Annotated in this window: 24 protein-coding genes; 13 read left to right on the top strand and 11 right to left on the bottom strand. The window is 66.8% G+C overall.

Annotation, left to right across the window (positions count from 1 at the left end; genetic code table 11):
- The first annotated feature begins 27 nt into the window (after nt 1-27).
- From MRBLMD1_RS13120 to dnaE, 4 genes are all read left to right on the top strand, one after another.
- Nucleotides 28-714 carry a DivIVA domain-containing protein gene (locus MRBLMD1_RS13120; RefSeq protein ID WP_159632234.1) on the top strand — a complete coding sequence of 229 codons (687 nt, stop codon included), beginning with the start codon at nt 28-30 and terminating at the stop codon, nt 712-714.
- 93 nt (nt 715-807) lie between these two features.
- Nucleotides 808-1,380, top strand: a complete 573-nt coding sequence (lspA, locus tag MRBLMD1_RS13115) for a signal peptidase II (protein WP_159632233.1) — start codon at nt 808-810, stop codon at nt 1,378-1,380.
- Nucleotides 1,373-2,299, top strand: a complete 927-nt coding sequence (locus MRBLMD1_RS13110; protein WP_364400229.1) for an RluA family pseudouridine synthase — start codon at nt 1,373-1,375, stop codon at nt 2,297-2,299. The genes lspA and MRBLMD1_RS13110 overlap by 8 nt, the downstream gene beginning before the upstream one ends.
- Before the next feature lie 49 nt (nt 2,300-2,348).
- Nucleotides 2,349-5,909 (top strand): DNA polymerase III subunit alpha, encoded by a 3,561-nt coding sequence (gene dnaE, locus MRBLMD1_RS13105; protein WP_159632231.1) that lies wholly within the window; start codon nt 2,349-2,351, stop codon nt 5,907-5,909.
- 71 nt (nt 5,910-5,980) lie between these two features.
- On the opposite strand, the gene MRBLMD1_RS13100 is transcribed toward dnaE, so the two are convergent.
- The gene (locus tag MRBLMD1_RS13100; protein ID WP_056331660.1) at nt 5,981-6,481 is read right to left on the bottom strand and encodes a flavin reductase family protein; all 501 of its coding nucleotides are present in this window, start codon (nt 6,479-6,481) and stop codon (nt 5,981-5,983) included.
- Between the two features lie 127 nt (nt 6,482-6,608).
- On the opposite strand from MRBLMD1_RS13100, the gene MRBLMD1_RS13095 reads away from it, so the two are divergent.
- The 3 genes from MRBLMD1_RS13095 (at nt 6,609) to nrdR (ending at nt 9,152) form a co-directional block, all read left to right on the top strand.
- A complete protein-coding gene (locus MRBLMD1_RS13095; protein WP_364400225.1) occupies nt 6,609-7,142 on the top strand; it encodes a hypothetical protein in 534 nt (177 codons plus the stop codon).
- 4 nt (nt 7,143-7,146) lie between these two features.
- A complete protein-coding gene (gene hisD / locus MRBLMD1_RS13090) occupies nt 7,147-8,520 on the top strand; it encodes a histidinol dehydrogenase (protein WP_364400222.1) in 1,374 nt (457 codons plus the stop codon).
- 137 nt (nt 8,521-8,657) lie between these two features.
- A complete protein-coding gene (gene nrdR, locus MRBLMD1_RS13085; RefSeq protein ID WP_159632228.1) occupies nt 8,658-9,152 on the top strand; it encodes a transcriptional regulator NrdR in 495 nt (164 codons plus the stop codon).
- 52 nt (nt 9,153-9,204) lie between these two features.
- On the opposite strand, the gene ppgK is transcribed toward nrdR, so the two are convergent.
- On the bottom strand, nt 9,205-10,008 hold the full coding sequence (gene ppgK / locus MRBLMD1_RS13080) for a polyphosphate--glucose phosphotransferase (RefSeq protein WP_159632227.1): 804 nt from the start codon (nt 10,006-10,008) through the stop codon (nt 9,205-9,207).
- 109 nt (nt 10,009-10,117) lie between these two features.
- Nucleotides 10,118-10,996: a type I methionyl aminopeptidase gene (gene map / locus MRBLMD1_RS13075; protein WP_224025682.1), complete on the bottom strand. Its 879-nt coding sequence runs from the start codon at nt 10,994-10,996 to the stop codon at nt 10,118-10,120.
- 120 nt (nt 10,997-11,116) lie between these two features.
- On the opposite strand from map, the gene MRBLMD1_RS13070 reads away from it, so the two are divergent.
- Nucleotides 11,117-11,281, top strand: a complete 165-nt coding sequence (locus tag MRBLMD1_RS13070; protein WP_159632225.1) for an SPOR domain-containing protein — start codon at nt 11,117-11,119, stop codon at nt 11,279-11,281.
- Nucleotides 11,282-11,296: 15 nt separating this feature from the next.
- Here MRBLMD1_RS13070 and panB read toward each other — a convergent pair whose 3' ends face one another.
- Nucleotides 11,297-12,184 (bottom strand): 3-methyl-2-oxobutanoate hydroxymethyltransferase, encoded by an 888-nt coding sequence (gene panB / locus MRBLMD1_RS13065; RefSeq protein WP_364400216.1) that lies wholly within the window; start codon nt 12,182-12,184, stop codon nt 11,297-11,299.
- Nucleotides 12,185-12,462: 278 nt separating this feature from the next.
- On the opposite strand from panB, the gene glnA (MRBLMD1_RS13060) reads away from it, so the two are divergent.
- From glnA (MRBLMD1_RS13060) to MRBLMD1_RS13050, 3 genes are read left to right on the top strand one after another with little or no spacing between them, the layout of a single operon-like run.
- Nucleotides 12,463-13,803, top strand: coding sequence for a type I glutamate--ammonia ligase (gene glnA / locus MRBLMD1_RS13060; protein ID WP_141160830.1), 1,341 nt, complete (start codon nt 12,463-12,465; stop codon nt 13,801-13,803).
- Nucleotides 13,804-13,812: 9 nt separating this feature from the next.
- The gene (locus MRBLMD1_RS13055; protein ID WP_159632223.1) at nt 13,813-16,824 is read left to right on the top strand and encodes a bifunctional [glutamine synthetase] adenylyltransferase/[glutamine synthetase]-adenylyl-L-tyrosine phosphorylase; all 3,012 of its coding nucleotides are present in this window, start codon (nt 13,813-13,815) and stop codon (nt 16,822-16,824) included.
- Entirely contained in the window at nt 16,814-17,350 is a 537-nt protein-coding gene (locus MRBLMD1_RS13050; protein ID WP_364400211.1) for a GNAT family N-acetyltransferase, read from the top strand. Before MRBLMD1_RS13055 ends, MRBLMD1_RS13050 begins: the two co-directional genes overlap by 11 nt.
- Before the next feature lie 272 nt (nt 17,351-17,622).
- Here the strand turns inward: MRBLMD1_RS13050 and glnA (MRBLMD1_RS13045) are convergent, their stop codons facing one another.
- Entirely contained in the window at nt 17,623-19,047 is a 1,425-nt protein-coding gene (gene glnA / locus MRBLMD1_RS13045) for a type I glutamate--ammonia ligase (RefSeq protein ID WP_159632210.1), read from the bottom strand.
- A gap of 284 nt (nt 19,048-19,331) precedes the next feature.
- On the opposite strand from glnA (MRBLMD1_RS13045), the gene MRBLMD1_RS13040 reads away from it, so the two are divergent.
- Nucleotides 19,332-19,769, top strand: coding sequence for an RDD family protein (locus MRBLMD1_RS13040; protein ID WP_141160826.1), 438 nt, complete (start codon nt 19,332-19,334; stop codon nt 19,767-19,769).
- An 81-nt stretch (nt 19,770-19,850) separates the two neighbouring features.
- On the opposite strand, the gene MRBLMD1_RS13035 is transcribed toward MRBLMD1_RS13040, so the two are convergent.
- The 5 genes from MRBLMD1_RS13035 to lipB form a co-directional block, all read right to left on the bottom strand.
- Complete coding sequence (locus MRBLMD1_RS13035; RefSeq protein ID WP_364400206.1) at nt 19,851-20,822, bottom strand: DMT family transporter; 972 nt, start codon at nt 20,820-20,822, stop codon at nt 19,851-19,853.
- Between the two features lie 18 nt (nt 20,823-20,840).
- The gene (locus tag MRBLMD1_RS13030; protein ID WP_364400203.1) at nt 20,841-21,191 is read right to left on the bottom strand and encodes a DUF3817 domain-containing protein; all 351 of its coding nucleotides are present in this window, start codon (nt 21,189-21,191) and stop codon (nt 20,841-20,843) included.
- Between the two features lie 125 nt (nt 21,192-21,316).
- A complete protein-coding gene (locus MRBLMD1_RS13025) occupies nt 21,317-22,069 on the bottom strand; it encodes a DUF4191 domain-containing protein (protein ID WP_159632207.1) in 753 nt (250 codons plus the stop codon).
- Nucleotides 22,070-22,156: 87 nt separating this feature from the next.
- The gene (gene lipA, locus MRBLMD1_RS13020; RefSeq protein WP_364400200.1) at nt 22,157-23,176 is read right to left on the bottom strand and encodes a lipoyl synthase; all 1,020 of its coding nucleotides are present in this window, start codon (nt 23,174-23,176) and stop codon (nt 22,157-22,159) included.
- Nucleotides 23,173-23,850, bottom strand: coding sequence for a lipoyl(octanoyl) transferase LipB (gene lipB / locus MRBLMD1_RS13015; RefSeq protein ID WP_263422201.1), 678 nt, complete (start codon nt 23,848-23,850; stop codon nt 23,173-23,175). The genes lipA and lipB overlap by 4 nt, the downstream gene beginning before the upstream one ends.
- Nucleotides 23,851-23,977: 127 nt before the next feature.
- On the opposite strand from lipB, the gene MRBLMD1_RS13010 reads away from it, so the two are divergent.
- Nucleotides 23,978-25,615 (top strand): serine/threonine-protein kinase, encoded by a 1,638-nt coding sequence (locus tag MRBLMD1_RS13010; protein WP_364400197.1) that lies wholly within the window; start codon nt 23,978-23,980, stop codon nt 25,613-25,615.
- Nucleotides 25,616-25,647: 32 nt separating this feature from the next.
- Here MRBLMD1_RS13010 and MRBLMD1_RS13005 read toward each other — a convergent pair whose 3' ends face one another.
- Nucleotides 25,648-26,550 carry a TIGR01777 family oxidoreductase gene (locus MRBLMD1_RS13005; protein WP_364400446.1) on the bottom strand — a complete coding sequence of 301 codons (903 nt, stop codon included), beginning with the start codon at nt 26,548-26,550 and terminating at the stop codon, nt 25,648-25,650.
- Nucleotides 26,551-26,615: the final 65 nt, after the last annotated feature.

Raw genomic sequence — 26,615 nt, 5'->3', positions numbered from 1 at the left:
GACTAACCAGACCAGTGAGGTGACCAGATGGCTTTGACGCCAGAAGACGTTGTCAACAAGCGCTTTCAGCCCACCAAGTTCCGCGAGGGCTATGACCAGGACGAGGTTGACGACTTCCTGGACGAAATCGTCGTTGAACTCCGCCGCCTGAACCAGGAAAACGACGAGCTCCGCAAGAAGCTCGCCGAAGCAGGTTCCAGCGTTCCGGCAAGCTCAGCTGCCGCCCCCGTGGTGGAGAAGGTCCCCGCGCCGGTCAAGGCCGACAAGGACGAAGCCCGCGAGAAGGCTGAAGCCGAAGCGAAGGCTGCCGAAGCCAGCAAGAAGAAGGACGTCCAGCCGGCCGCTCCGGCCGCCGCCGCCCCCGTTGCACAGGCTCCCGCCGCTACTGCATCCGCCGAGTCCGCTGCCGGCCTGCTGGCCATGGCACAGCAGATGCACGACCGCCACGTCGCCGACGGCCAGGCCCAGAAGGACAAGATCATCGCCGAGGCGCAGATCGAAGCCAGCAGCCTCGTCAACGATGCCCAGGAAAAGTCCCGCAAGATCCTCGGCGCCCTGGAGCAGCAGCGCTCCGTCCTGGAACGCAAGGTGGAGCAGCTCCGCGGCTTCGAACGCGACTACCGCTCACGCCTGAAGGCCTACATCGAAGGCCAGCTCCGCGACCTGGATGCCCGCGGCTCCGTCGCGACGCCGGAAGTCAGCGAAGCCAACTAAGTCTGGCAGCACGTATTCTGAAAGCCGGTGGCTGAGGATTCCTCGGCCACCGGCTTTTGGCATTGACACCCAGTTCCACGAATTGAAAGCACCATGACTGACGAACTTGCCGCCGACGCGGCACGCCCTGTCCCACCCTCGCCGCGCCCCCGCCGGGCGGTGCTGCTGTCCCTGTTCGCGGGGTTCGCGGTCTTCGCCTACGTCCTGGACCAGCTGACCAAGCTGTGGGTCACCTCCACCATGGTGGAAGGGGAACGGATCCCGGTGCTGCCGCCCCTGCTCCACTGGTACTTCATTCGGAACTCCGGCGCCGCGTTCTCCATCGGTGAGAACGTCACCTGGGTGTTTTCCATCATCATGGCCGGCGTGGCTGTCGCCATCCTTTTCCAGGTCCGCCGGCTGGGCTCCGCCTGGTGGTCCCTGGCCCTGGGCCTGCTGCTCGGCGGGGCGCTGGGGAACCTCACGGACCGGCTCTTCCGCGAGCCCTCCTTCGGCATGGGACACGTGGTGGACTTCATCCAGCTTCCCAACTTCGCCATCTTCAACATTGCCGACTCCGCGGTGGTGTCCGCCGTCGCCATTATCTGCATCCTGACCATCCGCGGGATCGCCCTGGACGGAACACGGCTGGGAAGCGCACACAAGGACAAGCCTGGCCATGACTGACCGCATCGTCGTCGCCGAAGAATACGCCGGGGCGCGGGCGGACGCCGGCCTGGCCGGCCTCCTGGGCGTGTCCCGTTCCGTCGCCGCATCCCTTCTCGCGGACGGCCACGTCCTCAACCGGGGCAAGGCCCTGGGCAAGTCGGCAAAACTCGTGGCCGGGGACACCCTAGAGGTCACCGTCCCGGAACGGCGGGACCCGCTTGAAGTCGTGGAGGAAGTTGTGGAAGGCCTGAATATCCTGCTCGACGACGATGATTTCGTCGTCGTCGACAAACCCGTCGGCGTGGCAGCCCATCCCTCACCGGGCTGGGTGGGGCCCACCGTGGTGGGCGGGCTTGCCGCCGCCGGCTACCGGATCTCCACGTCGGGCGCCCCCGAGCGGGCAGGCATCGTCCACCGGCTCGACGTCGGGACCTCCGGGGTGATGGTGGTGGCCAAATCCGAGCGCGCCTACAGCGCCCTCAAGCGCGCCTTCAAGGAGCGCACGGTGGACAAGGTCTACCACGCGGTGGTGCAGGGCCTTCCCGACCCCCTGACGGGCACCATCGATGCCCCCATCGGCCGCCACCCCGGGCACGACTGGCGTTTCGCCGTCATCGAGGACGGGCGGCCCTCCGTGACCCACTACGAAGTCCTGGAGGCCTTCGGCAAGGCCAGCCTGGTGGAAGTGCACCTTGAAACCGGCCGCACGCACCAGATCCGGGTCCATTTCTCTGCGTTCCGCCACCCCTGCGCCGGCGACCTCACCTACGGCGCCGATCCCCGCCTGGCCGCCAACCTGGGGCTTACGAGGCAGTGGCTGCACGCCCGTCAACTGGCCTTTGACCACCCCGTGACGGGGGAGCGCGTTACGGTCACCAGCGAGTACCCGCAGGACCTTTCCTACGCCCTGGAAGTGCTGGAGTCGGGCCAGGCCTGACACGGCCGGCCTGGCAGGACTGTCCGGGGGCAGCGCTTAGAATAGTGCGGTGAGTTCCAGCAATGATTCGTTTGTCCACCTGCACACCCACACCGAATATTCCATGCTGGATGGAGCGGCCCGCCTGGGGGAGCTGTTCGATGAGACCGAACGCCTGGGCATGCCGGCCCTCGCCACCACAGACCACGGCTACCTGTTCGGCGCGTTCGACTTCTGGCGCAAAGCCACGGACAAGGGCATCAAGCCGATCATCGGCGTCGAAGCCTATGTGACGCCCGGTACTGCCCGGACGGACAAGGAACGCGTGCGCTGGGGCGATGAATCCCAGCGCAAGGACGACGTCTCCGGCGGTGGGTCCTACACCCACATGACCCTCCTGAGCTACAACAACGTGGGCATGCGGAACCTCTTCCGGGCCTCCTCCATCGCCTCACTTGACTCAGTCTTCGGCAAGTGGCCGCGGCTGGACCGGGAACTGCTCAACACGTACTCAGAGGGACTCATCGCCACCACGGGCTGCCCTTCCGGCGAGGTCCAGACCCGGCTCCGGCTCGGCCAGTACCGCGAAGCACTCGAGGCCGCAGCCGAGTTCCGGGACATTTTCGGCGCCGAGAACTACTTCTGCGAACTGATGGACCACGGGCTGGACATCGAGCGGCGGGTCACCGGCGACCTGCTGCGGCTGGCCAAGGACCTGAACCTGCCCCTGGTGGCCACGAACGACCTCCACTACACGCATGAGCACGACGCCAAGGCGCACGAGGCCCTGCTGGCCATCCAGTCCGGCTCCACGCTGCTGGAGCCCACCTATGACAACGGCGGCTCCCGGTTCGCCTTCTCCGGCAGCGGCTACTACCTGAAGTCCCCGCAGGAAATGCGGGAACTCTTCCGCGACCACCCGGAGGCGTGCGACAACACGCTGCTGATCGCCGAACGCTGCGAAGTGTCCTTCAACACCGATGCCAACTTCATGCCGCGGTTCCCCTGCCCGCCCGGCGAGGACGAGACCTCCTGGCTGGTCAAGGAAGTGGACAAGGGCCTGCAGTACCGCTACCCGGGCGGCATCCCGGATGAAGTCCGCAAGCAGGCCGACTACGAGCTCGGCGTCATCACCTCCATGGGTTTCCCCGGCTACTTCCTGGTGGTTGCCGACTTCATCAACTGGGCGAAGAACAACGGCATCCGGGTGGGCCCCGGGCGTGGTTCGGGTGCAGGCTCCATGGTGGCCTACGCCATGCGCATCACCGACCTCGACCCCCTGCGCCACGGGCTGATCTTTGAACGGTTCCTCAACCCGGACCGCGTCTCCATGCCCGACTTCGACGTCGACTTCGATGACCGGCGCCGCTCGGAAGTCATCGACTACGTCACCCGCAAGTACGGTGACGAGCGCGTCGCGATGATCGTCACCTACGGCACCATCAAGACCAAACAGGCCCTCAAGGACTCCTCCCGCGTCCTGGGCTACCCGTTCAGCATGGGCGAGACGCTGACCAAGGCACTGCCGCCGGCCGTGATGGCCAAGGACATTCCCCTGGCGGACATCCAGAATCCGGAGTCCAAGCGCTACAGCGAAGCAGGGGACTTCCGGCAGCTGATCGCCACCGACCCCGAAGCCGCCAAGGTCTTCGAAACGGCCCTCGGCATCGAAGGCCTAAAGCGCCAGTGGGGCGTGCACGCCGCCGGCGTCATCATGTCCTCGGACCCCATCATCGACGTCATCCCCATCATGCGCCGCTTCCAGGACGGCCAGGTGATCACCCAGTTCGACTACCCGACGTCCGAGGGCCTTGGCCTGATCAAGATGGACTTCCTGGGCCTGCGGAACCTGACGATCATTTCCGATGCCCTCGAGAACATCAAGATGAACCGCGGCATCGACCTGGACCTGGAAAACCTTGAGCTGGACGATGCCCCGTCCTACGAGCTCCTGGCCCGCGGCGACACCCTGGGCGTGTTCCAGCTCGACGGCGGTCCCATGCGGTCGCTGCTCAAGCTGATGAAGCCTGACAACTTCGAAGACATCTCCGCCGTCCTGGCGCTCTACCGTCCGGGCCCCATGGGCGCCAACGCCCACACCGACTATGCGCTGCGCAAGAACGGGATCCAGGAAGTCATCCCCATCCACCCGGAGCTGGAGGAGCCCCTCAAGGAAATCCTCGGTGGGACCTATGGACTGATCGTGTACCAGGAGCAGGTCATGGCCGTGGCGCAGAAGCTGGCCGGCTACTCGCTGGGCCAGGCAGACATCCTCCGCCGAGCCATGGGCAAGAAGAAGAAATCCGAGCTGGACAAGCAGTTCGCCGGCTTCTCCCAGGGCATGCAGGACAACGGCTACTCCATGGAGGCCGTCAAGACCCTCTGGGACATCCTGCTGCCCTTCTCCGACTACGCCTTCAATAAAGCCCACTCGGCCGCCTATGGCGTGATCTCGTACTGGACCGCCTACCTCAAGGCCCACTACGCCCCTGAATACATGGCGGCGCTGCTGACCTCGGTGGGCGATGACAAGGACAAGTCGGCCATCTACCTCAACGAGTGCCGGCGCATGGGCATCACCGTGCTTCCGCCGGACGTCAACGAGTCCGCCCTGAACTTCACTCCGGTGGGCAACGACATCCGCTTCGGCATGGGCGCCATCCGCAACGTGGGCGTCAACGCCGTGGAAGCCATGGTGGCAGCCCGCGAAAGCGAGGGAGCGTTCACCTCCTTCAAGGACTACCTGATGAAGGTCCCGGCCGTGGTCTGCAACAAGCGGACCATCGAGTCCCTGATCAAATCCGGCGCGTTCGACTCGCTGGGCCACCACCGCCGCGCCCTGGCCATGATCCACGAAGAGGCCATCGACTCCGTCATCACCCTCAAGCGCAACGAGGCCATCGGCCAGTTCGACCTCTTCGCCGGTTTCGAAGACGCCGGGGCGGAATCGTCCTCCCTGAGCATCGAGATCCCGGACCTGCCCGAGTGGGAAAAGAAGGACAAGCTCTCCTTCGAACGGGACATGCTGGGCCTGTACGTGTCGGACCATCCGCTGCAGGGCCTGGAGGGACTCCTGGCCCAGCATGCAGAGATGAGCATTACCTCCATCATCGGCGAGGACGGGCCGCAGGACGGAGCGATCATCACGATCGCCGGCATGATCACGTCCCTGAGCCGCCGCATCGCAAAAGCCAGCGGCAATGCCTACGCCCGGGCCGAGGTGGAAGACCTGGGCGGCTCGATCGAAGTCATGTTCTTCGGGCAGGTCTATGGGCCGATCGCCTCCGTACTGGCGGAGGACCTGATCGTGGTGGTCAAGGGCCGGCTGCAGAAGCGCGACGACGGCGCCATCACGCTGAACTGCATGGAGCTGTCCGTTCCGGACCTGAGCGAAGGGCTGCACGGGCCCCTGGTCATCACCATGCCCACCCACAAGGCCACCGAGGCCGTGGTCACGGAGCTCGGCGACGTCCTGCGCACCCACCGGGGCAACTCGGAGGTGCGGCTGCACCTGCAAGGGGACACCCGGACCGAAATCATGGGCCTGCCCGTCCACCTTCGGGTGAACCCCAGCCCGTCGCTGTTCGGCGACCTGAAGGTCCTGCTGGGGCCCGCCTGCCTGGACGCCTGACAAACAGGCGGCCGACGGCGGGAATCACCTCCCGCCGTCGGCCGCCTTCTTGCTGCGCCGGTCCGTGGGCGTCAGATCTCGTAGTCCAGCGGCACCGGCTGCCCATAGGCGCCGCCGTGGTACAGCAGCGGCGATCCTTCGCCGCCCACCTGGCCGTCCACTACCTGGACCACCACCACGGCGTTGTTCTCGAACGAGAGCCGCATCTGGATCTCGCCGATCAGCCAGCCGGCAACATCCTTGAGGATCGGCACCCCGTGCGGGCCGATCTCCCAATGGTTGCCTTCGAAGCGGTTGCCGGGGCGGGCAAAGCGGGCTGCCAGCTCCTGGTTCTCCAGCCCCAGCATGTGCACCCCCAGGTACTGGGTGTTGGCCACGGCGGGCCAGGACCTGGAGCTGCGCGCCATGTTGAACGTGAAGCGCGGCGGCTTCGCCGACAGGGACGCCACGGAGGTTGCCGTGAAGCCGTAGGGCTCATCCTGGTAATTCACGGTGATAATGGCGACGCCCGCAGCATGCCGGCGGAACATCTCCCTGAACGTCTGCTCGAACGGCTCGCTGTTGTCGGTCACCGGAACTCCTGAACTAAGTGGCGTAACTCTTTCCCCAAGCGTATTGGCCCACGGTCACGGCGGGAAAACAGGCGGCGGCCGCACCACTGCGGATGGCCTTGCAGGAACGTTTGTTAAGGTGTGTTGCATGACGAACTTCGCCCGCCCCGCCAGGCGGCTGCTGCCATGGTCCCTGCTGCTGGTCCCGGCGGCCGCGGGCATCCCGGCGGGCATCCTCTGGTGGGTCCTTGCCCCGGGCGGATTGAACCTGATCACCCGCGACCCAGCCCTGGCGGCCGGCACCGTGCCCCTGGTCTGGCTGCCGCGCGATCTCACGCTCGCAGGCATCCTGGTGCTGGCCGGCTGCCTGCTGGCCGTATTCCTGGCGGACGGCAAGCGCCCGGACCCGCAGGCGGCACTGCTCACCGGCCTGGCCGGGGCGTTCGCGGGCAGCGCCGTGGCATGGGGGACAGGTGTCCTGGCGGGACGGCTGTGGGGTCCGGCCGTCGACACGTCGGCAAACGCCAGCATCGCCTTCTCCCTGCGGGCGTGGCCGGTCCTGTTGCTCTGGCCCGCGGCCACGGCCGTGTCGGTCTTCATCCTGGAACTGGTGGGCGCCACGGGCAGAAAGCCTGATTCAGCCGGCGCGGAAACAGCAGGCGTGCACAGCCCCGTAAAATAGAGCGGTGACCACATCCCCGGAGTTTCCCGCCCCCGTGACCGCCGCCGTCGAGTTCCGCACCATTGACCTTCGGGGCCGCCACCTGAGCCTCCCGGCACTGCGCGCCGCGGTGCCACGCGCCAAGGGACAGACCGTGGCGGACGCCGAGGAAAAGGTCCTGCAGATCATTTCCGCCGTTCGGGAGCGCGGCTTCGCGGGGCTGGCCGAGCTGGCCGAACGGTTCGACGGCGTGGCGCAGGAGCACCCGCTGGTCCCCGGGGAGGCACTCGCCGCAGCGCTGGACCAGCTGGATCCGGCCGTGCGGGCTGCCCTGGAGGAATCCATCAGCAGGGCACGGAAGTTCGCGGAGGGGCAGCGCCCGCGCAATGTCGACGTAGAACTGGGCGACGGCGCAGTGGTCAGCCAGAACTGGGTTCCGGTGGCCCGCGTGGGGCTGTACGTTCCCGGCGGCCTTGCCGTGTACCCGTCATCGGTGATCATGAACGTCGTGCCAGCACTGGCGGCGGGTGTGGAGTCCATCGCCCTGGCCTCGCCGCCCCAGAAGGAGTTCGGCGGGCTGCCGCACCCCACCATCCTGGCGGCGGCGGCGCTGCTGGGCATCACTGAGGTCTACGCCATCGGCGGGGCCCAGGCCATTGCCGCCTTCGCTTACGGCGTCGAAGCGACGGAGGCAGGTCCGGCCCTGGAGCCCGTGGACGTGGTCACCGGCCCCGGCAACATCTTCGTTGCCACGGCCAAACGCCTGGTTAAGGGCGTCGTCGGCATTGATTCAGAGGCCGGAACCACGGAGATCGCCATCCTGGCGGACGACTCCGCCCAGCCCGCCCTGGTTGCCGCCGACCTGCTCAGCCAGGCGGAGCACGATCCGAAGGCAGCCTCGGTCCTCATTACCGATTCCGAGGAGCTCGCCGCCGCCGTGCGTGCTGAACTGGCACTGCAGGCCGCCGCCACCAAGCACTCGGCCAGGGTGCAGGAGGCGCTGTCCGGTCCTCAGTCCGGCGTCGTGCTGGTGGACGGCCTCGAGCAGGGAATCGCTGCCTGTGACGCGTACGCAGCGGAGCACCTGGAAATCATGACCCGGGACGCTGCCGCCGTGGCCGCCCGCATCCGGAACGCGGGCGCGATCTTCGTGGGGGACTACAGCCCCGTCAGCCTTGGCGACTACTGCGCCGGCTCCAACCACGTGCTGCCCACCAGCGGTACGGCAGCCTTTTCCTCCGGGTTGAACGTGACCACCTTCCTGCGCGCCATCCAGGTGGTCAACTACAGCCGGGAAGCCCTGGCCGAGGTCAGCGGACACATCGTGAGCCTGTCCCGGGCCGAGGATCTTCCGGCCCACGGGGACGCGGTGACGGCCCGGTTCCCGGGCGATCGGTGATACCACTACATGTAGTAATTACAGGATTGTTATTACCCCACATCTGCCCGTAAACTGGGAATGCCACGGCATCGCCCCCCGGCGGTGCTGGTGGCTTCCAACGCCGTTGCACACCACAACCGAAAAGGGGGAACGCCATGTACTGCCCGTTCTGCCGCAACCCTGATTCCCGCGTGGTGGACAGCCGGATGGCCGATGACGGCTCGGCCATCCGCAGGCGCCGGCAATGCCCGGAATGCGGCCGCCGGTTCACCACGGTGGAAACCACCAGCCTGTCCGTGATCAAACGTTCCGGCGTGGGCGAGCCCTTCAGCCGCAGCAAGGTCATCAACGGCGTGCGCAAGGCGTGCCAGGGGCGCCCCGTGAGCGAGGATGACCTCGCCATGCTGGCCCAGGAAGTCGAAGAGCAGATCCGTGCCTCGGGCGCCGCCGAAATCGATGCGCACGAGGTGGGCCTGGTGATCCTCGGGCCGCTGCAGAAACTCGACGAGGTAGCCTACCTTCGCTTCGCCAGCGTGTACCAGGCCTTTGAGTCTCTCGAGGACTTCGAGACTGCCATTGCCCTGCTCCGCCACGAGGCCGGGGAAGGCGCCAAAGGCGCAGCCAAGAGCTCCGAGAAGACTCCCCTCTAAAACTCCGGTGGCGGCAGCGGAGGGGAAGCCGCAGCCGCCACCGGCACCACTCCTACTTGGCCAGGTTGTGCTGGAGTGCGATTTCCAGCGCCGCACCCACAATGCCTGCCTCGTTGCGAAGGACCGCCGGGACAATCGGGGTCCGGAGCTTGAGGTTGGGGAGGTACTCGTCGGCGCGCTTTGAAATCCCGCCGCCCACGATGAACAGTTCCGGCGAGAACAGGAACTCCACGTGCGAGAAGTAGCGCTGCAGCAGCACGCTGTACTCGTCCCAGGACAGCCCGTCACGTTCGCGGGCAACGGCGGACGCCTTGGATTCGGCATCGTGGCCGTCAATTTCAAGGTGCCCCAGCTCTGCGTTGGGAACCAGCTTTCCGTCAAAGATGAAGGCTGAACCGATGCCGGTACCGAGCGTGATCACCAGGACAGTACCGGCGACGCCTTCGCCGGCCCCGTAGCGTGCCTCTGCCAGGCCTGCGGCGTCCGCATCATTGATGACTTCCACCGGCCGGCCGAGCCGGGCCGTGAGGAGGGCGTCGATGTCCGTGTCCAGCCAGCTCTTGTCCACATTGGCTGCGGAGTGGACCACTCCGTGCTGGATGATGCCGGGAAAGGTCACGCCCACGGGGGAGCCGGCTTCCGGGGCCTCGGGGCGTGCCGAGAGTTCGGCCACCACCAGGGCCACGGCCTCGGCTACGGCCTCAGGGGTGGCGGGCTGCGGGGTGGGCACCCGGAAGCGTTCTCCGAGGAGCTTGCCCTTCTTCAGGTCGACAATGCCGCCCTTGATGCCCGTACCACCGATGTCGATGCCGATCAGCGGTGCGTTCTTGTGCGACTTCTCGTCCTTCTTGGCCAATGGGATTCCGTTCTTGACAGGGGCGGGCAGGAAAAGGGGCGGCTTTGGGGGCGGCCCGTAACAGGTGTCCGGTCTGCACCGGCAGCATGCCCAGGGGGCACGGGCCGGGCTACGGCAGGGTAAGGATTTCGGCGCCGGTCTCGGTGACCAGCAGGGTGTGCTCGAATTGGGCGGTGCGCTTGCGGTCCCGTGTGACCACGGTCCAGTCGTCGCTCCACATGTCCCACTCCACAGTGCCCAGCGTGAGCATCGGTTCGATGGTGAACACCATTCCCGCTTCGATCACGGTGTTGTAGGCAGGGGCGGCATCGTAGTGCGGGATGATGAGCCCGGTGTGGAAGGCCTCTCCGACGCCATGGCCGGTGAAGTCGCGGACCACGCCGTAGCCAAAGCGCTTGGCATAGGACTGGATGGCCCTGCCAATGACGTTGATTTCACGTCCCGGCGCCACGGCCTTGATGGCCCGGTTCAGCGACTCCTGCGTGCGCTCCACGAGGAGCCGGGACTCCTCGTCCACGTCCCCTACCAGGAACGTGTAGTTGGTGTCCCCGTGGACGCCGTTGAGGTAGGCCGTGATGTCGATGTTCAGGATGTCGCCGTCCCGGACCACGGTGCTGTCCGGGATGCCGTGGCAGATGACCTCGTTCAAGGAGGAACACAGCGACTTGGGAAATCCGCGGTAACCGAGCGTGGACGGGTAGGCGTTGTGGTCCAGCAGGAATTCGTGGCCCACTTTGTCCAGCTCGTCGGTGGTGACACCCGGCTGGATGTGCTTGCCCACTTCCACGATGGCCTGCGCCGCGATCTTGCCGGCAATCCGGATCTTCTCGATGGTCTCCGCAGACTTGACTTCGGAGCCGGTGAATTTTGCGGGTGCCGGCTTGCCGACGTATTCCGGACGGGGGATGGACGCCGGGACGGGACGCTGCGGACTCAGGGTACCCGGGGTGAGGGTGCCAATGGGTGCAGTCGAGGCAAGGGAAGGCATAGATTGATCATATAAGGCACCACAGAACGCCTAACAACCGACAAGCTGGGGAGGGGGCGCGTAAGTGTTTGTGTTACGTGGATCACCCCGGGATTCCTGTCGCCGGAACGAGGAGCAACGATGACTGAGTACTGGTTCAACGTCAATACCCACGAAGTGGAAGAGGACCGGCTGTCGGACTGGAGCCAGCTCATTGGGCCCTACAAGACCCGCGAAGAAGCTGAGCACGCCATCGAGAAGGTCCGGGCGCGCAACGAGGCCTGGGAAAAGGGCGACGACGACTGACGGGCTGTTTCCTGCCTAGAACGAGTGTTCCGGGCCGGGGAACGTGCCGGACCGGACGTCGTCCCCGTAGGCGGTGGCGGCGTCGTGCAGTGTGCTGCGCAGGTCCGCGTACTGCTTGACGAATTTGGCCATCCGGCCGCCGCGAAGCCCTGCCATGTCCTGCCAGACAAGGACCTGGCCCGTCGTGGCGTTCCCGGCCCCGATGCCCACGGTGGGCACGCCCACGGCGGCGTCAACCGCGGCGGCAGTCTCCGCCGGCACCATCTCCATCAGCACGCAAAACGCACCGGCCTCCTCGAGGGCGCGGGCGTCCTCGATCAGCCGTTGGGCGTCGTCGCCGCGGCCCTGCACGCGGTAGCCGCCCAGGGCGTGTTCGCTCTGGGGCGTGAAGCCGATGTGGGCCATCACGGGGATGCCCGCCTGCACCATCGCGCGGACCGTGGGGGCGTAGTACTTCCCGCCCTCGATCTTCACCGCGTGGGCCAGCCCTTCCTTCAGGAACCTGACGCCCGCGCCGACGGCCTGTTCCGTGCTGACCTCGTAGCTGCCGAACGGCAGGTCGGCCACCACCAGGGCACGCTTGGCGGACCTGGCCACCGCCCGGCAGAGGGGGAGCAGTTCGTCAACGGTCACCGGGAGGCTGGTCTCATTGCCAAAGACGTTGTTGGACGCCGAGTCTCCGACCAGGAGCACCTCGATGCCGGCAGCATCGAAGATCTCGGCCGTGTACTGCTCGTACGCCGTGAGCATGGCGAACCTGGTGCCGTCACGCTTGGCCTGCTGCAGGTGGTGGATGCGGACCTTGGCGGGCTTCCGTTCGGCAGGAACCGGCACGCCGGGGCCATTGCCGTACGGGGCGGGTACTTCTGCGGACGCGCTGGAGTCGGAGCTGTTGGAGGCCATGGGATGAGCGTAGTGCGGTACCGGCCGTCCTAGCTACCGCGGGCATCCCGGCAAAAAGGTGATAAGCGCCATAGCTCCGCGCCGGGACGGGGTGCCGGGTATCGCTGGAAACCGCGCCTGGGGGCATGTTTTGGGGACCGCCAGGTTAATGCTGTGTTACGCACGGCGCAGGCTCAAGCATCGGCGCCGAATGATTAGTACAGTGATGATGAACTGCTGCCGGCTTTCCCCTTTGCGCGGACCCCGGAGCATGGACGTTGACCGGAGAAGAGGCCATCATGGACCGCCAGCAAGAGTTTGTCCTGCGCACAATCGAAGAGCGCGACGTACGTTTCGTGCGCCTGTGGTTCACCGACGTCGTGGGTTCGCTGAAGTCCGTGGCGCTGGCCCCGGCGGAGGTCGAGGGCGCATTCGAGGAAGGCCTGGGGTTCGACGGTTCCTCCATCGAAGGCCTGGCCCGTGTTTTCGAATCCGACATGCTGGCCCAGCCGGATCCCGCCACCTTCCAGATCCTGCCGTGGCGGGGCGAGACGGAGCAGACGTCCAGGATGTTCTGCGACATCCTGACCCCCGACGGCGAGCCCTCCGCCGCCGATCCGCGCAACGTGCTCAAGCGGACCCTCGCCAAGGCCGCGGACATGGGCTTCACCTGCTACACCCACCCCGAGATCGAGTTCTACCTGCTCAAGTCGCATGAGCCGGGTCCGAACGGTGCTCCTGTTCCGGTGGACGAGGGCGGCTACTTTGACCATGTCCCCGGCGGCGTGGCCCAGGACTTCCGGCGCACCGCGGTGACCATGCTGGAATCCGTCGGCATTTCCGTGGAATTCAGCCACCACGAGGCAGGCCCGGGCCAGAACGAGATCGATCTCCGCTACGCCGACGCCCTGCAGACGGCGGACAACATCATGACGTTCCGCACCGTCATCAAGGAAGTGGCGCTCCAGCAGGGCACCTACGCCACGTTCATGCCCAAGCCGTTCACCGACCACCCCGGGTCCGGCATGCACACGCACTTCTCCCTGTTCGAAGGCGACAGCAACGCGTTCTTCGAAGCAGGGGCTGAGTTCCAGCTGTCCAAGACGGCCCGGCAGTTCATCGCCGGCATCCTCAAGCACGCCCCGGAATTCACGGCCGTCACCAACCAGTTCGTCAACTCCTACAAGCGCCTGTGGGGCGGCGGCGAAGCACCCAGCTACCTCAGCTGGGGCCACAACAACCGCTCAGCGCTGGTCCGCGTGCCGCTGTATAAGCCTGGCAAGGGCCAGTCCGCCCGGATCGAGTACCGCGGCATCGACTCCGCCGCGAATCCGTACCTTGCCTACGCCGTGCTGCTCGGCGCGGGCCTGAAGGGCATCGAGGAGGGCTACGACCTTCCGGCCGCGGCAGAGGACGATGTCTGGTCGCTGAGCTCCGCGGAACGCCGCGCCATGGGCCATGACCCGCTCCCGGCCAGCCTGCACGATGCCATCCGTTCCATGGAGGACTCGGAGCTGATGCCGCAGATCCTGGGCGAACAGGTTTACGAGCACTTCCTGCGCAACAAGCGCGCCGAATGGCAGGACTACCGGCTTCAGGTGACGCCCTACGAGCTGCAGCGCAACCTCGGCATCCTCTAGGTGCCCGGCGTGAGCCTGGCACGCCGCCTGATCGCGGCCGGATTCAGCGACCTGGAGAAGGGCGAACGGTTCCTTGCCGCGCGCGAACTTGAGGGGCTGGACCAAGACAGGCTCTTTGCCGGGCTGCAGCTGGCCGCGAGCCCGGACACTGCCCTGCAGTCCCTGGTCCGGCTGATTGAAAAGCACCCGCAGCTGCGTGACCTGGCGGCCGCTGACGCGGAGGACAGCGAGCCCATGTACCGGGTCCTGGGCGCTTCCGAGGCCCTGGGGGAGTTCCTCATCAGGCACCCGGAACACCTGGAGGCCTTCCGGGTCCGGGCCAGTCCCGAGCCGCTGCCTGCCGACCCGGGCCGGCTACGCACCACCCTCCTGCAGGCTGTGGGCGCCGACCCCCGCGCCGCACGTCCCGTGGCCGCCGCCACCGGCGCGGATGCCTACGCTGCCCTGCGCACGGCCTACCGGCGCGGACTGGTGGACCTCGCCGTCAAGGACCTCTGCGCCGCGGACCCGCTGGACTTCCTGCCATCGGTGGGCGGTGAACTGGCGGACCTGGCCGCGGCCGCCATCGAGGCTGCCCTCGCCGTCTCCCGCGCTGAAGCGGCGGAGCAGCACAGCGCTGCCGACGTCGCCGACGTCGGCCTGGCAGTCATCGGCATGGGCAAATGCGGTGCCCGGGAACTGAACTACATTTCCGACGTCGACGTCATCTACGTCGTGGACGCCGGCAGCCTGGAGGATGCCCAGGCCAACACCATCGGCACGGCGCTGGCAAGCGGCATCTCCCGGGCGATCTCCTCGGTTGCGAGGGAACCCGGACTGTGGGAGGTGGACGCGAACCTGAGGCCCGAGGGCAAATCGGGGCCGCTGGTCCGCACGCTTGCCTCCCACGAGACGTACTACGCCAGGTGGGCTGAGAGCTGGGAATTCCAGGCGCTGCTCAAGGCCCGTGCCATCGCGGGCGACGCCGCGCTGGGCCGGGCCTACGAGGAAGCCGTGGCGCCGCTGATCTGGAGCTCGGCCGGGCGGGAGGGCTTCGTCGAGTCCGTCCAGGCGATGCGGCGCCGGGTCACCGAGAACATCCCGGCAGCCGAGGAGCAGCGCCAGATCAAGCTGGGCCGCGGCGGACTGCGCGACGTTGAATTCACCGTCCAGCTGCTCCAGCTGGTGCATGGCAAGGCGGATGAGACATTACGACGGCGGGACACCACCTCTGCGATCGCTGCCCTGTCAGCGGGCGGTTACATTGGCCGTTCCGACGCGGCGGCCTTCGACAACGCCTACCGTTACCTGCGGCTCCTGGAACACCGGATCCAGCTGTTCCAGCTGCGCCGCACCCACCTCATGCCGGTGGCGGAGCCGGCACTGCGCTCGTTGGCCAAAGCCGTCCTGGGGCCGTTCTCCAACGAACGGCCCAGCCCGGACTCCCTGCTGTCCGCGTGGCAGCGGACCAAGCGTTCGGTCCGTGAACTGCACGAGCGCATCTTCTACCGGCCGCTGCTGAATACGGCAGCCAAACTCAGCAGCGAGGACGCCAGGCTGACCCCCGAGGCGGCGCAGGGACGGCTTGCGGCCCTTGGATACCGGGACCCGCAGGGGGCGATGCGCCACATTGAGGCGCTGACCGCCGGTGTGAGCCGCCGGGCCGCCCTGCAGCGCCAGCTCCTGCCCATCCTGCTCGACTGGCTCGCCGAGGGCGTGGACCCGGACGCAGGCCTTCTGGCCTTCCGCCGCGTCAGCGAAGCCCTGGGCACCACCCACTGGTACCTGGGCCTGCTCCGCGACTCCAACGCCGCCGCTGAACGCCTGTGCCACATGCTGTCCAACTCCCGGCTCATTGCGGACCTGCTCGAGGTCTCGCCGGAATCGGTGGCATGGCTGGGACAGGACAAGGACTTGGTTCCCGTGGGCTTTGAAGCCCAATGGCAGGAGATCACGGCAAAGATGTCGCGGCACGAGGACCCGGAGAGTGCCATGCGCCTGATCCGGCTGATCCGGCGGCGGGAAATCCTGCGCATCGCCATCGCCGATTCGGCGGGCCTCCTGGACCAGGAACAGGTGGGCAGGGCCCTGGCGGACACGGACCGCGCCGCCGTCCTGGGCGCGCTGCGGGTGGCGGAAGGAATAGTCTCTGCCGCCGGCCCGCTCAAAACCACGGTGCTGGTGGTGGCCATGGGCCGGCAGGGCGGCCGGGAGATCGGCTATGGCTCCGACGCCGACGTGATGTACGTCCACAGGGCGCTCCCCGGCTTTACCGAAGCGGAGGCGCAGGAACAGGCGGCCCGCATCGTGGCGAAGGTGTCCAGCCTCCTCACGCAGCCCCTGAAGCCGGCCATCATGGCGGAACGGGTCCTCCAGATGGACGCCGACCTCCGTCCCGAGGGGAAAAACGGGGCCATGGTGCGCTCCCTGGATTCCTTCGCCGAGTACTACCGCCGCTGGTCCCTGATCTGGGAAGCCCAGGCGCTCCTGCGGGCACGGCCCATGGCCGGCGATGATGCCCTGGCCGCTGATTTCCTCTCGCTGATCGACCCCATCCGGTACCCGGAAACCGTGGCGGAGCAGGACGTACGGGAGATCCGGCGCATCAAGGCCAGGGTGGAATCGGAGCGGTTGCCGCGCGGCGCCGACCCAGCACGGCACCTCAAACTCGGCCGCGGCGGCCTCAGCGACGTTGAGTGGCTGGTGCAGCTGCTGCAGCTCCAACATGCCGGGAAACACCCGGAACTCCGGACCACATCCACGCTGGAAGCCCTCACCGCAGCAGCGGAACTTGGACTGCTGGAGGCTGCCGACGCCGGTTTGCTGGCCGAGGCCTGGCGGCTGGCCAGCCGCATCCGGTCCGCCAATGTCATCTGGAACGGTAAGGCTTCCGATCTCCTGCCATCCTCCCGCCGCGACCTTGAAGCCGTGGCGCGCTGGTGCGGCTATGAGCCGGGACACGCAGCCGCGCTGGAGGAAGACTATTTGCGGGTGAGCCGCCGCGCCCGGGCTGTTTTTGAACGTGTCTTCTATGGGCACTGACTGGGTCTGGCTCATCCCGCTCCGTGACCTGGACGCGGATGCCCGCGCCATCCAGTTGGGCGCCATCGCGGACATGTCGCTCCTGGCAGGCCAGGAACGTTTCGTGGGCGACCCCCTGCGCATGGCGCTGGCAGGCCTGGCCGAGGAATCACGGCACCCCTACGTCGTGGAGGCCGGCGGGAACGCATCCGGTGTCCTGACCCTCCAGGCGGGGGCGGCCGGCCTTGCCGGGTGGCCCGACGACCAGTCAGCGTGGCTGCTGCGGGGCTTCCTCATCGACAGCCGGCACCAGGGCAAGGGGCTGGGCACGCTGGCGGCCACCGCCGCTGTGGCGGCCGCACGCAGGCTCACCGTCCGGCACCAAAGCTGCGAGTCCGGCGTCGTACTTTCCGTCAATGAGGAGAACCATGCGGGCCTCTCCGCGTACCGCCGCGCCGGTTTTGTCGACGCGGGGCCGTACCTCGGCGGTTCCGCGGGGCCGCAGCGGACCATGTTCCACAGCTTCGCTGCCGCCTCACCGGCGTAACGCGCCGGACCGGCATTGCGCTTAGCAAGCGTTTGCCCGATTATGTGGATGGCGGTGTTCTCCAACCTTGTTGGGGGGAAGGCTGGACAGTCTTCGTCTCGGGGGGCATTCGTCAGGGGGTCCGGCTCCCGGTCTCAGCACGTCTGGAGGCGGGCCCCCACCTTACGGTCTCCGTCTGCGGCCTTGACGGCCCGGACAACGCAAAAGGCGGCCACCGGATGAACCGGTGGCCGCCTTTGCTGCTTCAGCGCTCCTGCGGGGCAGGCCGCAGACTAGACGCCGTAGTAGAGCTCGAACTCGTAGGGGTTCGGGCGCAGGGACAGCGGACGGATCTCGTTCTCGTACTTGTACTCGATCCAGGTGTCGATCAGGTCCTGGGTGAAGACGCCGCCGGCCTGCAGGAACTCGTTGTCCTCGCGCAGGGCCTCCAGGGCTTCCTCGAGGGTGCCCGGAGCCTTGGGGATGTCCTTGGCTTCCTCGGCCGGGAGCTCGTAGAGGTCCTTGTCGATCGGAGCCGGGGGCTCGATGCGGTTGCGGATGCCGTCAATGCCGGCCATCAGCTGGGCAGCGAAGGCCAGGTAGGGGTTGGAGGAGGGGTCCGGTGCGCGGAATTCGATGCGCTTGGCCTTGGGGTTGGAGCCGGTGATGGGGATGCGGATACCGGCGGAGCGGTTGCCCTGCGAGTAAACCATGTTGACCGGGGCTTCGAAGCCCTTGACCAGGCGGCGGTAGGAGTTCACCGTCGGGTTGGTGAAGGCCAGCACGGCGGAGGAGTGCTGCAGCAGGCCGCCGATGTACCAGCGGGCGGTGTCGGACAGGCCGGCGTAGCCCTTCTCGTCGTAGAACAGCGGCTCGCCACCGTTCCACAGCGACTGGTGGCAGTGCATGCCGGAGCCGTTGTCACCGAAGACCGGCTTCGGCATGAAGGTCACGGACTTGCCCCAGGCGTCAGCGGTGTTCTTGATGACGTACTTGAACTTCTGCAGGTCATCGGCAGCGTGGGTCAGGGTGGTGAACTTGTAGTTGATCTCGGCCTGGCCGGCGGATCCAACTTCGTGGTGGCTGCGCTCGACCTCGAGGCCGGCTTCGTCCAGGGCAACGCACATGGCGTCGCGCAGGTCAGCCTGCTTGTCGGTGGGGGAGACCGGGAAGTAACCGCCCTTGACGGGGGTCTTGTAGCCCAGGTTGCCGCCTTCTTCCTCGCGGCCGCTGTTCCAGTGGGCTTCCTCGGAGTCGATCTTGTAGAAGCTGCCCTCGGGGGAGGACTGGTACTGGACGTTGTCGAACACGAAGAACTCGGCTTCGGGAGCGAAGAACGCGGTGTCGGCGATGCCGGTGGAGGCCAGGTAGGCCTCGGCCTTCTCGGCTACGCCGCGGGGGTCGCGGTGGTACGGGTCACCAGTGCGCGGGTTGACGATCGAGAAGTTCAGCGCGAGGGTCTTCTCCATGCGGAAGGTGTCCAGGAACGCGGTGGTGACGTCCGGGATCAGCTGCATGTCAGATTCGGCGATGCCCTGGAATCCGCGGATGGAGGAACCGTCGAAGAGCTGTCCGTTGACGAAGAAATCAGCGTCAACACTCTTCGCGGGGACGTTGAAGTGCTGCTGGACACCCGGAAGGTCGGTGAAGCGGATATCGACGAACTTTACATCTTCGTCCTTGATGAACTTGAGGACTTCGTCCGCAGTCTTGAACATCTATGCTCCTAACGCATATGTAAATATCTGGCATGCACGCCATGTGATCCAGCGCAATCCAAAATCAGGGAGAACGCATGTTGTCCCTGTCGCGTGTACCTGCCGGGGGATTGCTTGAAACTTCTAACAGACTATGGATCCGGCATTTCCCGTCCATGTCCGCATTGTTTCGGGCAGGTTACAGAATGCCCTGCTATGACCACGCTATCGTCCGTCCACACTGTGGTCGAGCCCCATCCACAGTGTGGGCGCCCTGCTGCCCCCGGGGTCGGTAAACTTGGACGGTGGTAGATCGCAAAGACATTGGCTCCTGGCTCACGGGACCTGACACCTCCGGCATCTCAAAGTATCCGGGGGAGCGCCTGGGGCTGCCGGAGTCCGGTCCCGGCTCCATTGCCCGGGCGGGGCGCAGGATCGTTGCGATCATGATCGACTGGGGCATCGCCTTGCTCATCAGCAACTTTGCCTTTGGCGGCGATTCCTGGGCCACGCTGGCGGTCTTCGCCATTGAACAGACCCTGCTGGTAGGCACCCTCGGCTACAGCATCGGCCACCGCATCATGGGCATCGCGGTGATCAAGCCGGGAGGCGGCACTCCGGGACCGCTTGCCGGCCTGGTCAGGGCAGTGCTCCTCTGCCTGGTTATCCCCGCAGTCATTTTCGACCCCGACCAGCGCGGCCTGCACGACAAGGCCATGAATACGCTCCTCATCCGGCGCTGAGGCTCGGGCCTCCCGCGGGCAACGGCACACCAAGGGACAACGGCGCACGACGGGCAACGGCGCCCCATGGCCGGGGCCGCTCTAAGCGCTGGCCGGGTGCTTCCGCCGGAAGGCCCGCGCATTAGTGACGATCACGCCGCCGACAACGATGGCGCCGCCCACAAACTGCGCGGCTGTGTGGACCTGTCCGGCCAGAATGGTCAGGACTGCGGTGAAGACAGTGATCAGGTTGAGGAACACGCCGGCACCGGCCGCCGGCAGGACCGTCAGGGCGCGGTTCCACAGCACGTAGGACAGTACCGACGGAAAAATCGCGATGAAGAGCAATGACGCCACCGCACTGCCCGTCCCTGGAAAGGTCGGGCCGCCCGTCGTGAAACGGACCGGGGCCAGGAGGGCCACCGCCACGGCTGCCTGCACGGCTGTGGCTGTGATCGGCGGGATCCTGGGTGCCAGGCGGCCGATGACCGTGTAGGCCGTCCAGACAACCACCGCCCCGACCATTAGCATCTCGCCGGTGCCGAAGCCGGCAGTGGCCAGCCGGCCCACATTCCCTCCGCTGATGACGATGAGGACGCCGGCCAGCGCCATCACGACGCCGGCCACGGCCATCGGCGTGAGCCGCTCGCGCAGGAACACTGCGGCCGCCAGCGTGATCAGCGCCGGATTGAACGCGTTGATCAGCGAGGCATTGAACGCATCGGTGTGTTCCAGGGCGAAGTACAGGAGAAGGTTGTAGCCGAGGAGCCCGCACACGCTGAGCGCCAGCAGCCACGGCCACGCAGCTGCAACGGACCGCCAGCAGGGCTTCTCCACAAGCTGGGCTATCAGCAGCAGCGGCACCAGTGCGATCGCCCACCGCAGGAAGACCAGGCTCAGGGGGTCGATGCTGTGGACAGCGCCGGCGCCCACCACGTAGTTGCCGGCCCAGAACAGGGTTGCCCCCAGCAGGGAGAAGAGAGCGATTACCCGCCTGCGTCCCTGCGCGCGCGTGCCCGGCGTCCCGGCCTCCTGCGGCGGCGGTGACGTCAGTCCCTGCTCAACGGAGTCCACTGCGGCGTGCCTGTCCCGCTAGGCGCGGCTGGACTCGAGGGCCGGGGCGTCCGCTGCGCGGGCAGCGCTGAGGTACCCGCGGCGCCCGGCCCAGCGTTCGAACAGGAGGGTGGCGAACGGGAAGACCGCCGAGACACCTGCCAGTACGGCCACCAGGAACGGCCAGCGCTGCACCCGCCACAGCATGAGCGCGGCGACCTCGTAACCGATGAACAGGGCACCGTGGACAGGGCCTGCCACCTGGACGCCGAGCTCCGTGGTGCCGGCAATCCATTTGAAATACATGCCGGCGAGGAGCGCGGCCCAACTGCAGGCCTCGGCCACGGCGAGGATGCGGAAGGCGCGGATCACTGTTGTCCTGAGGGGCATGGTCATGTCCTGTCGTCGGGCGGTGCGCTGGCCGCACATGTGATGGGAGGGCTGCGCGCGGCTGTTTGGGCAGAAAGAAAAACGCCCCGGCTGCCGGCAGTGCCGGTACCGGAGCGTTCAACCAGCTAGCGTCCGCGGTTGGGACGGGCCTTGTAGGGGTCGATGCCCTTGGGAATGGGAAGCCTGCTGCCCATGGACGCGATGCGCTTGGATACCGTGCTGACTTCAAGTTTGGTCAGTTCGTTCTTCATCTTGCCCATCTGCTTGGCCACCTGGCTCAGCGGCACCTGGCCTTCGCCGCGGCCGGTCTGGATGGTGTGGACAGGAACGTTGGGCAGGATTCGCGCCAGGCGCTTGCGCTCGGCATCGAGCAGCGGCTTCACCCGGTGGGCGGGGCCCTCGCTGACAAGGACGACGCCGGGACGGCCTACGGCGCGGAACACGGCATCCTGCGTGCGCGGGTTGACGGCCACGGGCTGCTCTTCGGTGATCCAGCCGCGGCGGAGCGTGCCCAGGGCAGCGCCCGAAGCTCCGGGCTGGTTTTCGATCTGCGCGAACGCAGCACGCTCAGCGCGCCGGGACAGAATGAAGGTGGCCGCCAGCAGTCCGAGCGGAATGCCGATGATCAGGCCGGTAATCCAGTTATCCAGCCAGAAACCCACCAGGAAGCTCACGGCCACAACACCGAGGAACACCAGCAGCATGAGCCACGGAACCATGGGGTCGTGGCGGCGGGTCATGGTGAAGACCTCGCCGATCTGCTTGAGCCTGCTGGGCTTCTTGGCCTTAGCTTCCTTGGGCTTGCGCGTGAACAGGCCGCGCTTCACCGCGCTTGAGCCCGCCGGGGTGGAGTTGCTGGAGTCAGGGGATTTCGCCATAGTGCCTCAATTCTACGTGACTTAAACCAAAGGGCCGGACGCTGGAGTCTTCCGGCGTCCGGCCCCCGCCACTTCACAAAGGAGACGTCACGAGTGTGCAGCGAGGAGGGTGCTGGCTTCCTGGCGGGTGGTGCCGGAGTCCTGGATGCCTTCGGCGATGTGGGCGAGTTCGGCGGGGATGTCGCGGCCTTTTTTGCGCATGGCGGTGGCCCAGAGGCGGCCGGCGCGGTAGGAGGAGCGGACCAGGGGTCCGGACATGACGCCGAGGAAGCCGATTTCTTCGGCTTCGTGCTGGAGGTCCACGAATTCCTGGGGTTTGACCCAGCGGTCCACGGGCAGGTGCCGTTCGGAGGGGCGCAGGTACTGGGTGATGGTGATGAGGTCGCAGCCGGCCTGGTGGAGGTCGCGGAGGGCTTCGCTGATTTCTTCGCGGGTTTCGCCCATGCCCAGGATGAGGTTGGATTTGGTGACCATGCCCAGGTTCCGGCCCTGGGTGATGACGTCCAGGGAGCGTTCGTAGCGGAAGGCGGGGCGGATCCTTTTGAAGATCCGGGGCACGGTTTCGACGTTGTGCGCGAAGACTTCGGGGGCGGAGTCGCAGATCGCCTTGATGTGGTCGGGGTTGCCGGAGAAGTCGGGGATGAGCAGTTCCACGCCGGTGCCGGGGTTCAGTTCGTGGATTTTGCGGACGGTTTCGGCGTAGAGCCAGACGCCTTCGTCTTCGAGGTCGTCGCGGGCCACGCCGGTGACGGTGGCGTAGCGCAGCTGCATGGACTGTACGGAGCGGGCCACCTTGGTGGGTTCGAACATGTCCACGGGGGAGGGTTTGCCGGTGTCGATCTGGCAGAAGTCGCAGCGGCGGGTGCATTCGGAGCCGCCGATCAGGAAGGTGGCTTCCTTGTCTTCCCAGCATTCGAAGATGTTGGGGCAGCCGGCCTCTTCGCAGACGGTGTGCAGGCCTTCTTTTTTGACCAGGTTCTTCAGCCCGACGAACTCCGGGCCCATCTGGACCTTGGCCTTGATCCACTCCGGCTTGCGCTCCACCGGGACCGCAGCGTTGCGCTGCTCGATCCGCAGCATTTTCCGGCCTTCAGGTGCCAATGTCACAGTAGAGCTCCTTCAGGGCTCGAAACCAATGCTTCTTCGTGCTTGCGGAATTCCTCCACGAACCGCTCCGCGATGTCCGCGGGATGGATCTCCCTGCCCGTTTCAAGGGACATGGTGGTGACTCCGGCGTCAGTGATGCCGCAGGCGATGATCTGGCCGTAGGGCGCCAGATCGTTGCTGCAGTTGATGGCGACGCCGTGCATGGTGACGCCGTTCAGGACGCGGATGCCGATGGCCGCGATCTTGCGGTCGGGGCCCTTGGAATCGGCCTTGATCCATACACCGGCGCGGCCTTTGATGCGTTCAGCCTTGATGCCGTAGTCCGCCATGACGGTGATCATGATTTCTTCCAGCCGCTCCACGTAGTCCCTGATCCCGGAGCGGTTCTTCAGCTTCAGGATGGGGTAGGCAACCAGCTGGCCGGGACCGTGCCAGGTCAGTTTGCCGCCGCGGTCCACTGCGACGACCGGCGTACCGTCAAAGGGCCGCTCGTGGTCCTCGGTAAGCTTGCCGGCCGTATAAACAGCGGCGTGCTCCAAAAGAAGAACTGTGCTGGGCGCACTTCCGGCGACAACTTTGTCATGGAGTTCGCGCTGGGCATCCCAGCCTTCCATGTAATCAACGAAGTCGGGGGCAAGACCCAGCTGTGAAAACTCAAGAGTCATGGCATCCAGCTTAGACCCCGCAGCCGCACCGGCCCGGTTTAGTGTCCAAGCTCACCGGCCCTGCTCTTTGTGACTGCAACCGCGGGGGCTGTGGATAACTTCTGCAGGCCGGACGGAACTCGGCTAGACATGGACCATGGACGATGCACAGGCACCCGACGTACCCGGCTACGACGTCGGCAGGCTGCTGGGCCGCGGCGGCAGCGCGGACGTGTGGCTGGCCAGGGAACAACGGACGGGACAGGAATACGCACTCAAGTGCTTCCGGGCCGCCGGGAGCGGGACGCGCTGCAGCCCGGGCATCACCGAGGAGGAGGTGCGGCGGGAGATCCGCATCCTGTCAGTCCTGGACCACGAGCACCTGATCCGGGCCCGCGACGCGGTCCAGGGGACGGAACCGGGCAGTGGTACGTCACTGACCATGGATTATGCTGCCGGCGGTTCCCTGGCCCAGTTGGTGTCCGCCCGCGGCAGGCTCAGCGTGGGGGAGACGGTCACGGTATTGACGCCGATCGCCCAGGCCCTGGCGTACCTGCACGGCAAAGGCTTCACGCATTCCGACGTCTCGCCCGGAAACGTGCTCTTCACCGGGCAGGGAAAACCGATGCTGTCCGATCTCGGCGTCGCCCGGATGCTCGGGGACCCGGGCGGCGCCGGCACCGCGGGAACGGGCGGATTCCTTGATCCCACCCCGGTGGACGCGGTCCGTGCCGGCCTGCAGCCCGAACGCGATGTGTACTCGGTGGCTGCCCTTGGGTGGTACTGCCTCACAGGTGAAGCGCCGGGACGCACGGCCGACCGTCCGCCGTTGTCCCTGTTGGTTCCCGGGGTTCCCAAAGACCTCGCGGCTGCCCTGGAAGCAGGCCTGAACGATGAGCGGCGCCTGCGCCCGGACGCGCTGGCACTGGCCACGGCCGTCTACCGCAGCGCCGAACCGCAGCCCGTGGATCTTTCCGACGCGGTCCACCCCACTGTCCTGCCTGAGCTGTTGACGCGGCGGCACGTTCCCGCCGGGTCAAAGCGCAGCGCACTGCGAACGAAAGCCCAGGGCCTGCGACGCCGGGCGGCCACATCCCGCTGGTCCGCACGGCCGGGAGCGGCAACAGCGACAACCACGCCGGCCAAGGGAAAGCACGTGGACGGGCCCGTTGGTGGGCAGGCGCGGCGGGTGCTGCTGCGCTCCGTCATGCCGCTGATTGCCGCGGTGGCGGCAGTGGCGTGGTGGCTGTCGGCGACCGCAGGGGATGGCACGTGGCTTAAAGGTGCCGCACAGGGGCTGCCACCAACATCTGCGCCGTCAGCAAGTGCAAGTACGGGTGCGGATGCCGATTCAGGCGGCGGTAATGGGCTTCCCTTGCCCGTGGACGCCGCACGGCGGCGGGCCGGAGCAGCTGATCCGGTGGAAGCCGTGCAGGGGCTGGCGGCGCTTCGCGACTATGCCTTCAGCAGCGGGGGCGTGGAACTGCTGGCCGAGGTGAATGCCCCCGGGTCGACCGCCGCCGCGGCTGACCAGCGCGTCGCCGGCCAGTTTGCCGGATCCGGCCAGCGCCTCACCGGGTTCACCACCACGCTTTCCGAGATCGCCGCCGAAGATGGGGGCACCGAAGCCCATGCCGTGGTGCGGGCTGTATCCGCTACCTCCGGGTACCGGATGGTGGACGCCGGAGACACAGTAGTCGCCACGGGGGCACCCACCAGGCCGCAGCCGCTTCGGCTGGTGCTGGTCTCCGTGGAGGGCCGGTGGCTGGTAGCCGACATCCTTCCGGGCCCGTGAACCGGCACTCCGCTCCGGAGTCCCCGGCAGGGCTAGCCGGCGCTGGTCTTTCCAGCCACCCAGCGGGCAGCATCTGCCAAGTGCCCGTGCTGCCACGCGAACCCTGCGGCGGTCAGGACCGCCGGCTCCATCCGCTGGCTGTACAGCAACAGTTCTTCGCCCAGGCCGGGCATCACGGTGCGCAGCACGGGGGCAGGTACCCGCAGGATGGCGGGGCGGTGCAGCGCGTGGGCCAGCGCTGCCACGATGGTATTGACGTCCGCCTGTTCAGGGGCGGCGAGGTTGACCGGGCCGGAGACCGGGGAGCCCAGGAGGAACAGGAAAGCGGCCGAGACATCGGGCAGTGTCACCCAGGGCCAGAACTGCCGGCCGTTTCCGAACGGTCCGCCCACGCCCAGGCGCAGCAGCGGAAGCAGCTTACCCAATGCGCCGCCTGAGCGGCTGAACACCACCCCGGTCCGGGGCGTTACCACCCGCACTCCCGGCGGCGCCATCAGGGCGGCCTGCTCCCACTCAATGCAGATTTGCGGGAGTGTCCCCTCACCTGCCGCCGCATCTTCCCGCAGCACCGTATTGCCCGCATCGCCGTAATAGCCCGAACCGGACTGGCTGATGAAGGTGGCCGGTGGCGTATCAGCCCGTGCCATTGCCTGCACCAGGGTCCTGGTTGGTCCCAGGCGGGAACTGAAGAGTTCCTCCACCCGCCTGCGCGTCCATGGCCTGTCGCCGATTCCCGCTCCGGAGAGGTTGACGACGGCGTCAGCGCCCGAGAGTGCGCCCGGATCCAGGACGCCGGCCGCAGGGTCCCAGCGGACTTCGGCGGCGCTGGCAGGGGGCCGCCGGACCAGCGTCACCACGGAATGGCCGGCATTGCGGAATGCCGCGGACATGGAAGTGCCGATGAGCCCCGAGGCGCCGGCCATGACGATGTGCATGGTCCATCTCACCACGGCGGCGCGGGTTGTGTATCTCCCGCGGGGCGGGTGGGGGTTGACTATGA

It is taken from the genome of Pseudarthrobacter sp. LMD1-1-1.1, from assembly GCF_040676255.1.
GTDB lineage: Bacteria > Actinomycetota > Actinomycetes > Actinomycetales > Micrococcaceae > Arthrobacter.
Note: the sequence above shows the minus strand (reverse complement) of the source record. Positions and strands in the feature narration are given on the sequence as shown.

Coding starts and splice junctions, on each gene's coding strand:
- MRBLMD1_RS13120 (WP_159632234.1), top strand. CDS start 28: ATGGCTTTGACGCCAGAAGACGTTGTCAACAAGCGCTTTCAGCCCACC.
- lspA (WP_159632233.1), top strand. CDS start 808: ATGACTGACGAACTTGCCGCCGACGCGGCACGCCCTGTCCCACCCTCG.
- MRBLMD1_RS13110 (WP_364400229.1), top strand. CDS start 1,373: ATGACTGACCGCATCGTCGTCGCCGAAGAATACGCCGGGGCGCGGGCG.
- MRBLMD1_RS13095 (WP_364400225.1), top strand. CDS start 6,609: ATGACGAACTTCGCCCGCCCCGCCAGGCGGCTGCTGCCATGGTCCCTG.
- nrdR (WP_159632228.1), top strand. CDS start 8,658: ATGTACTGCCCGTTCTGCCGCAACCCTGATTCCCGCGTGGTGGACAGC.
- map (WP_224025682.1), bottom strand. CDS start 10,996: ATGCCTTCCCTTGCCTCGACTGCACCCATTGGCACCCTCACCCCGGGT.
- MRBLMD1_RS13070 (WP_159632225.1), top strand. CDS start 11,117: ATGACTGAGTACTGGTTCAACGTCAATACCCACGAAGTGGAAGAGGAC.
- panB (WP_364400216.1), bottom strand. CDS start 12,184: ATGGCCTCCAACAGCTCCGACTCCAGCGCGTCCGCAGAAGTACCCGCC.
- glnA (WP_141160830.1), top strand. CDS start 12,463: ATGGACCGCCAGCAAGAGTTTGTCCTGCGCACAATCGAAGAGCGCGAC.
- MRBLMD1_RS13050 (WP_364400211.1), top strand. CDS start 16,814: ATGGGCACTGACTGGGTCTGGCTCATCCCGCTCCGTGACCTGGACGCG.
- glnA (WP_159632210.1), bottom strand. CDS start 19,047: ATGTTCAAGACTGCGGACGAAGTCCTCAAGTTCATCAAGGACGAAGAT.
- MRBLMD1_RS13030 (WP_364400203.1), bottom strand. CDS start 21,191: ATGCCCCTCAGGACAACAGTGATCCGCGCCTTCCGCATCCTCGCCGTG.
- MRBLMD1_RS13025 (WP_159632207.1), bottom strand. CDS start 22,069: ATGGCGAAATCCCCTGACTCCAGCAACTCCACCCCGGCGGGCTCAAGC.
- MRBLMD1_RS13010 (WP_364400197.1), top strand. CDS start 23,978: ATGGACGATGCACAGGCACCCGACGTACCCGGCTACGACGTCGGCAGG.
- MRBLMD1_RS13005 (WP_364400446.1), bottom strand. CDS start 26,550: ATGCACATCGTCATGGCCGGCGCCTCGGGGCTCATCGGCACTTCCATG.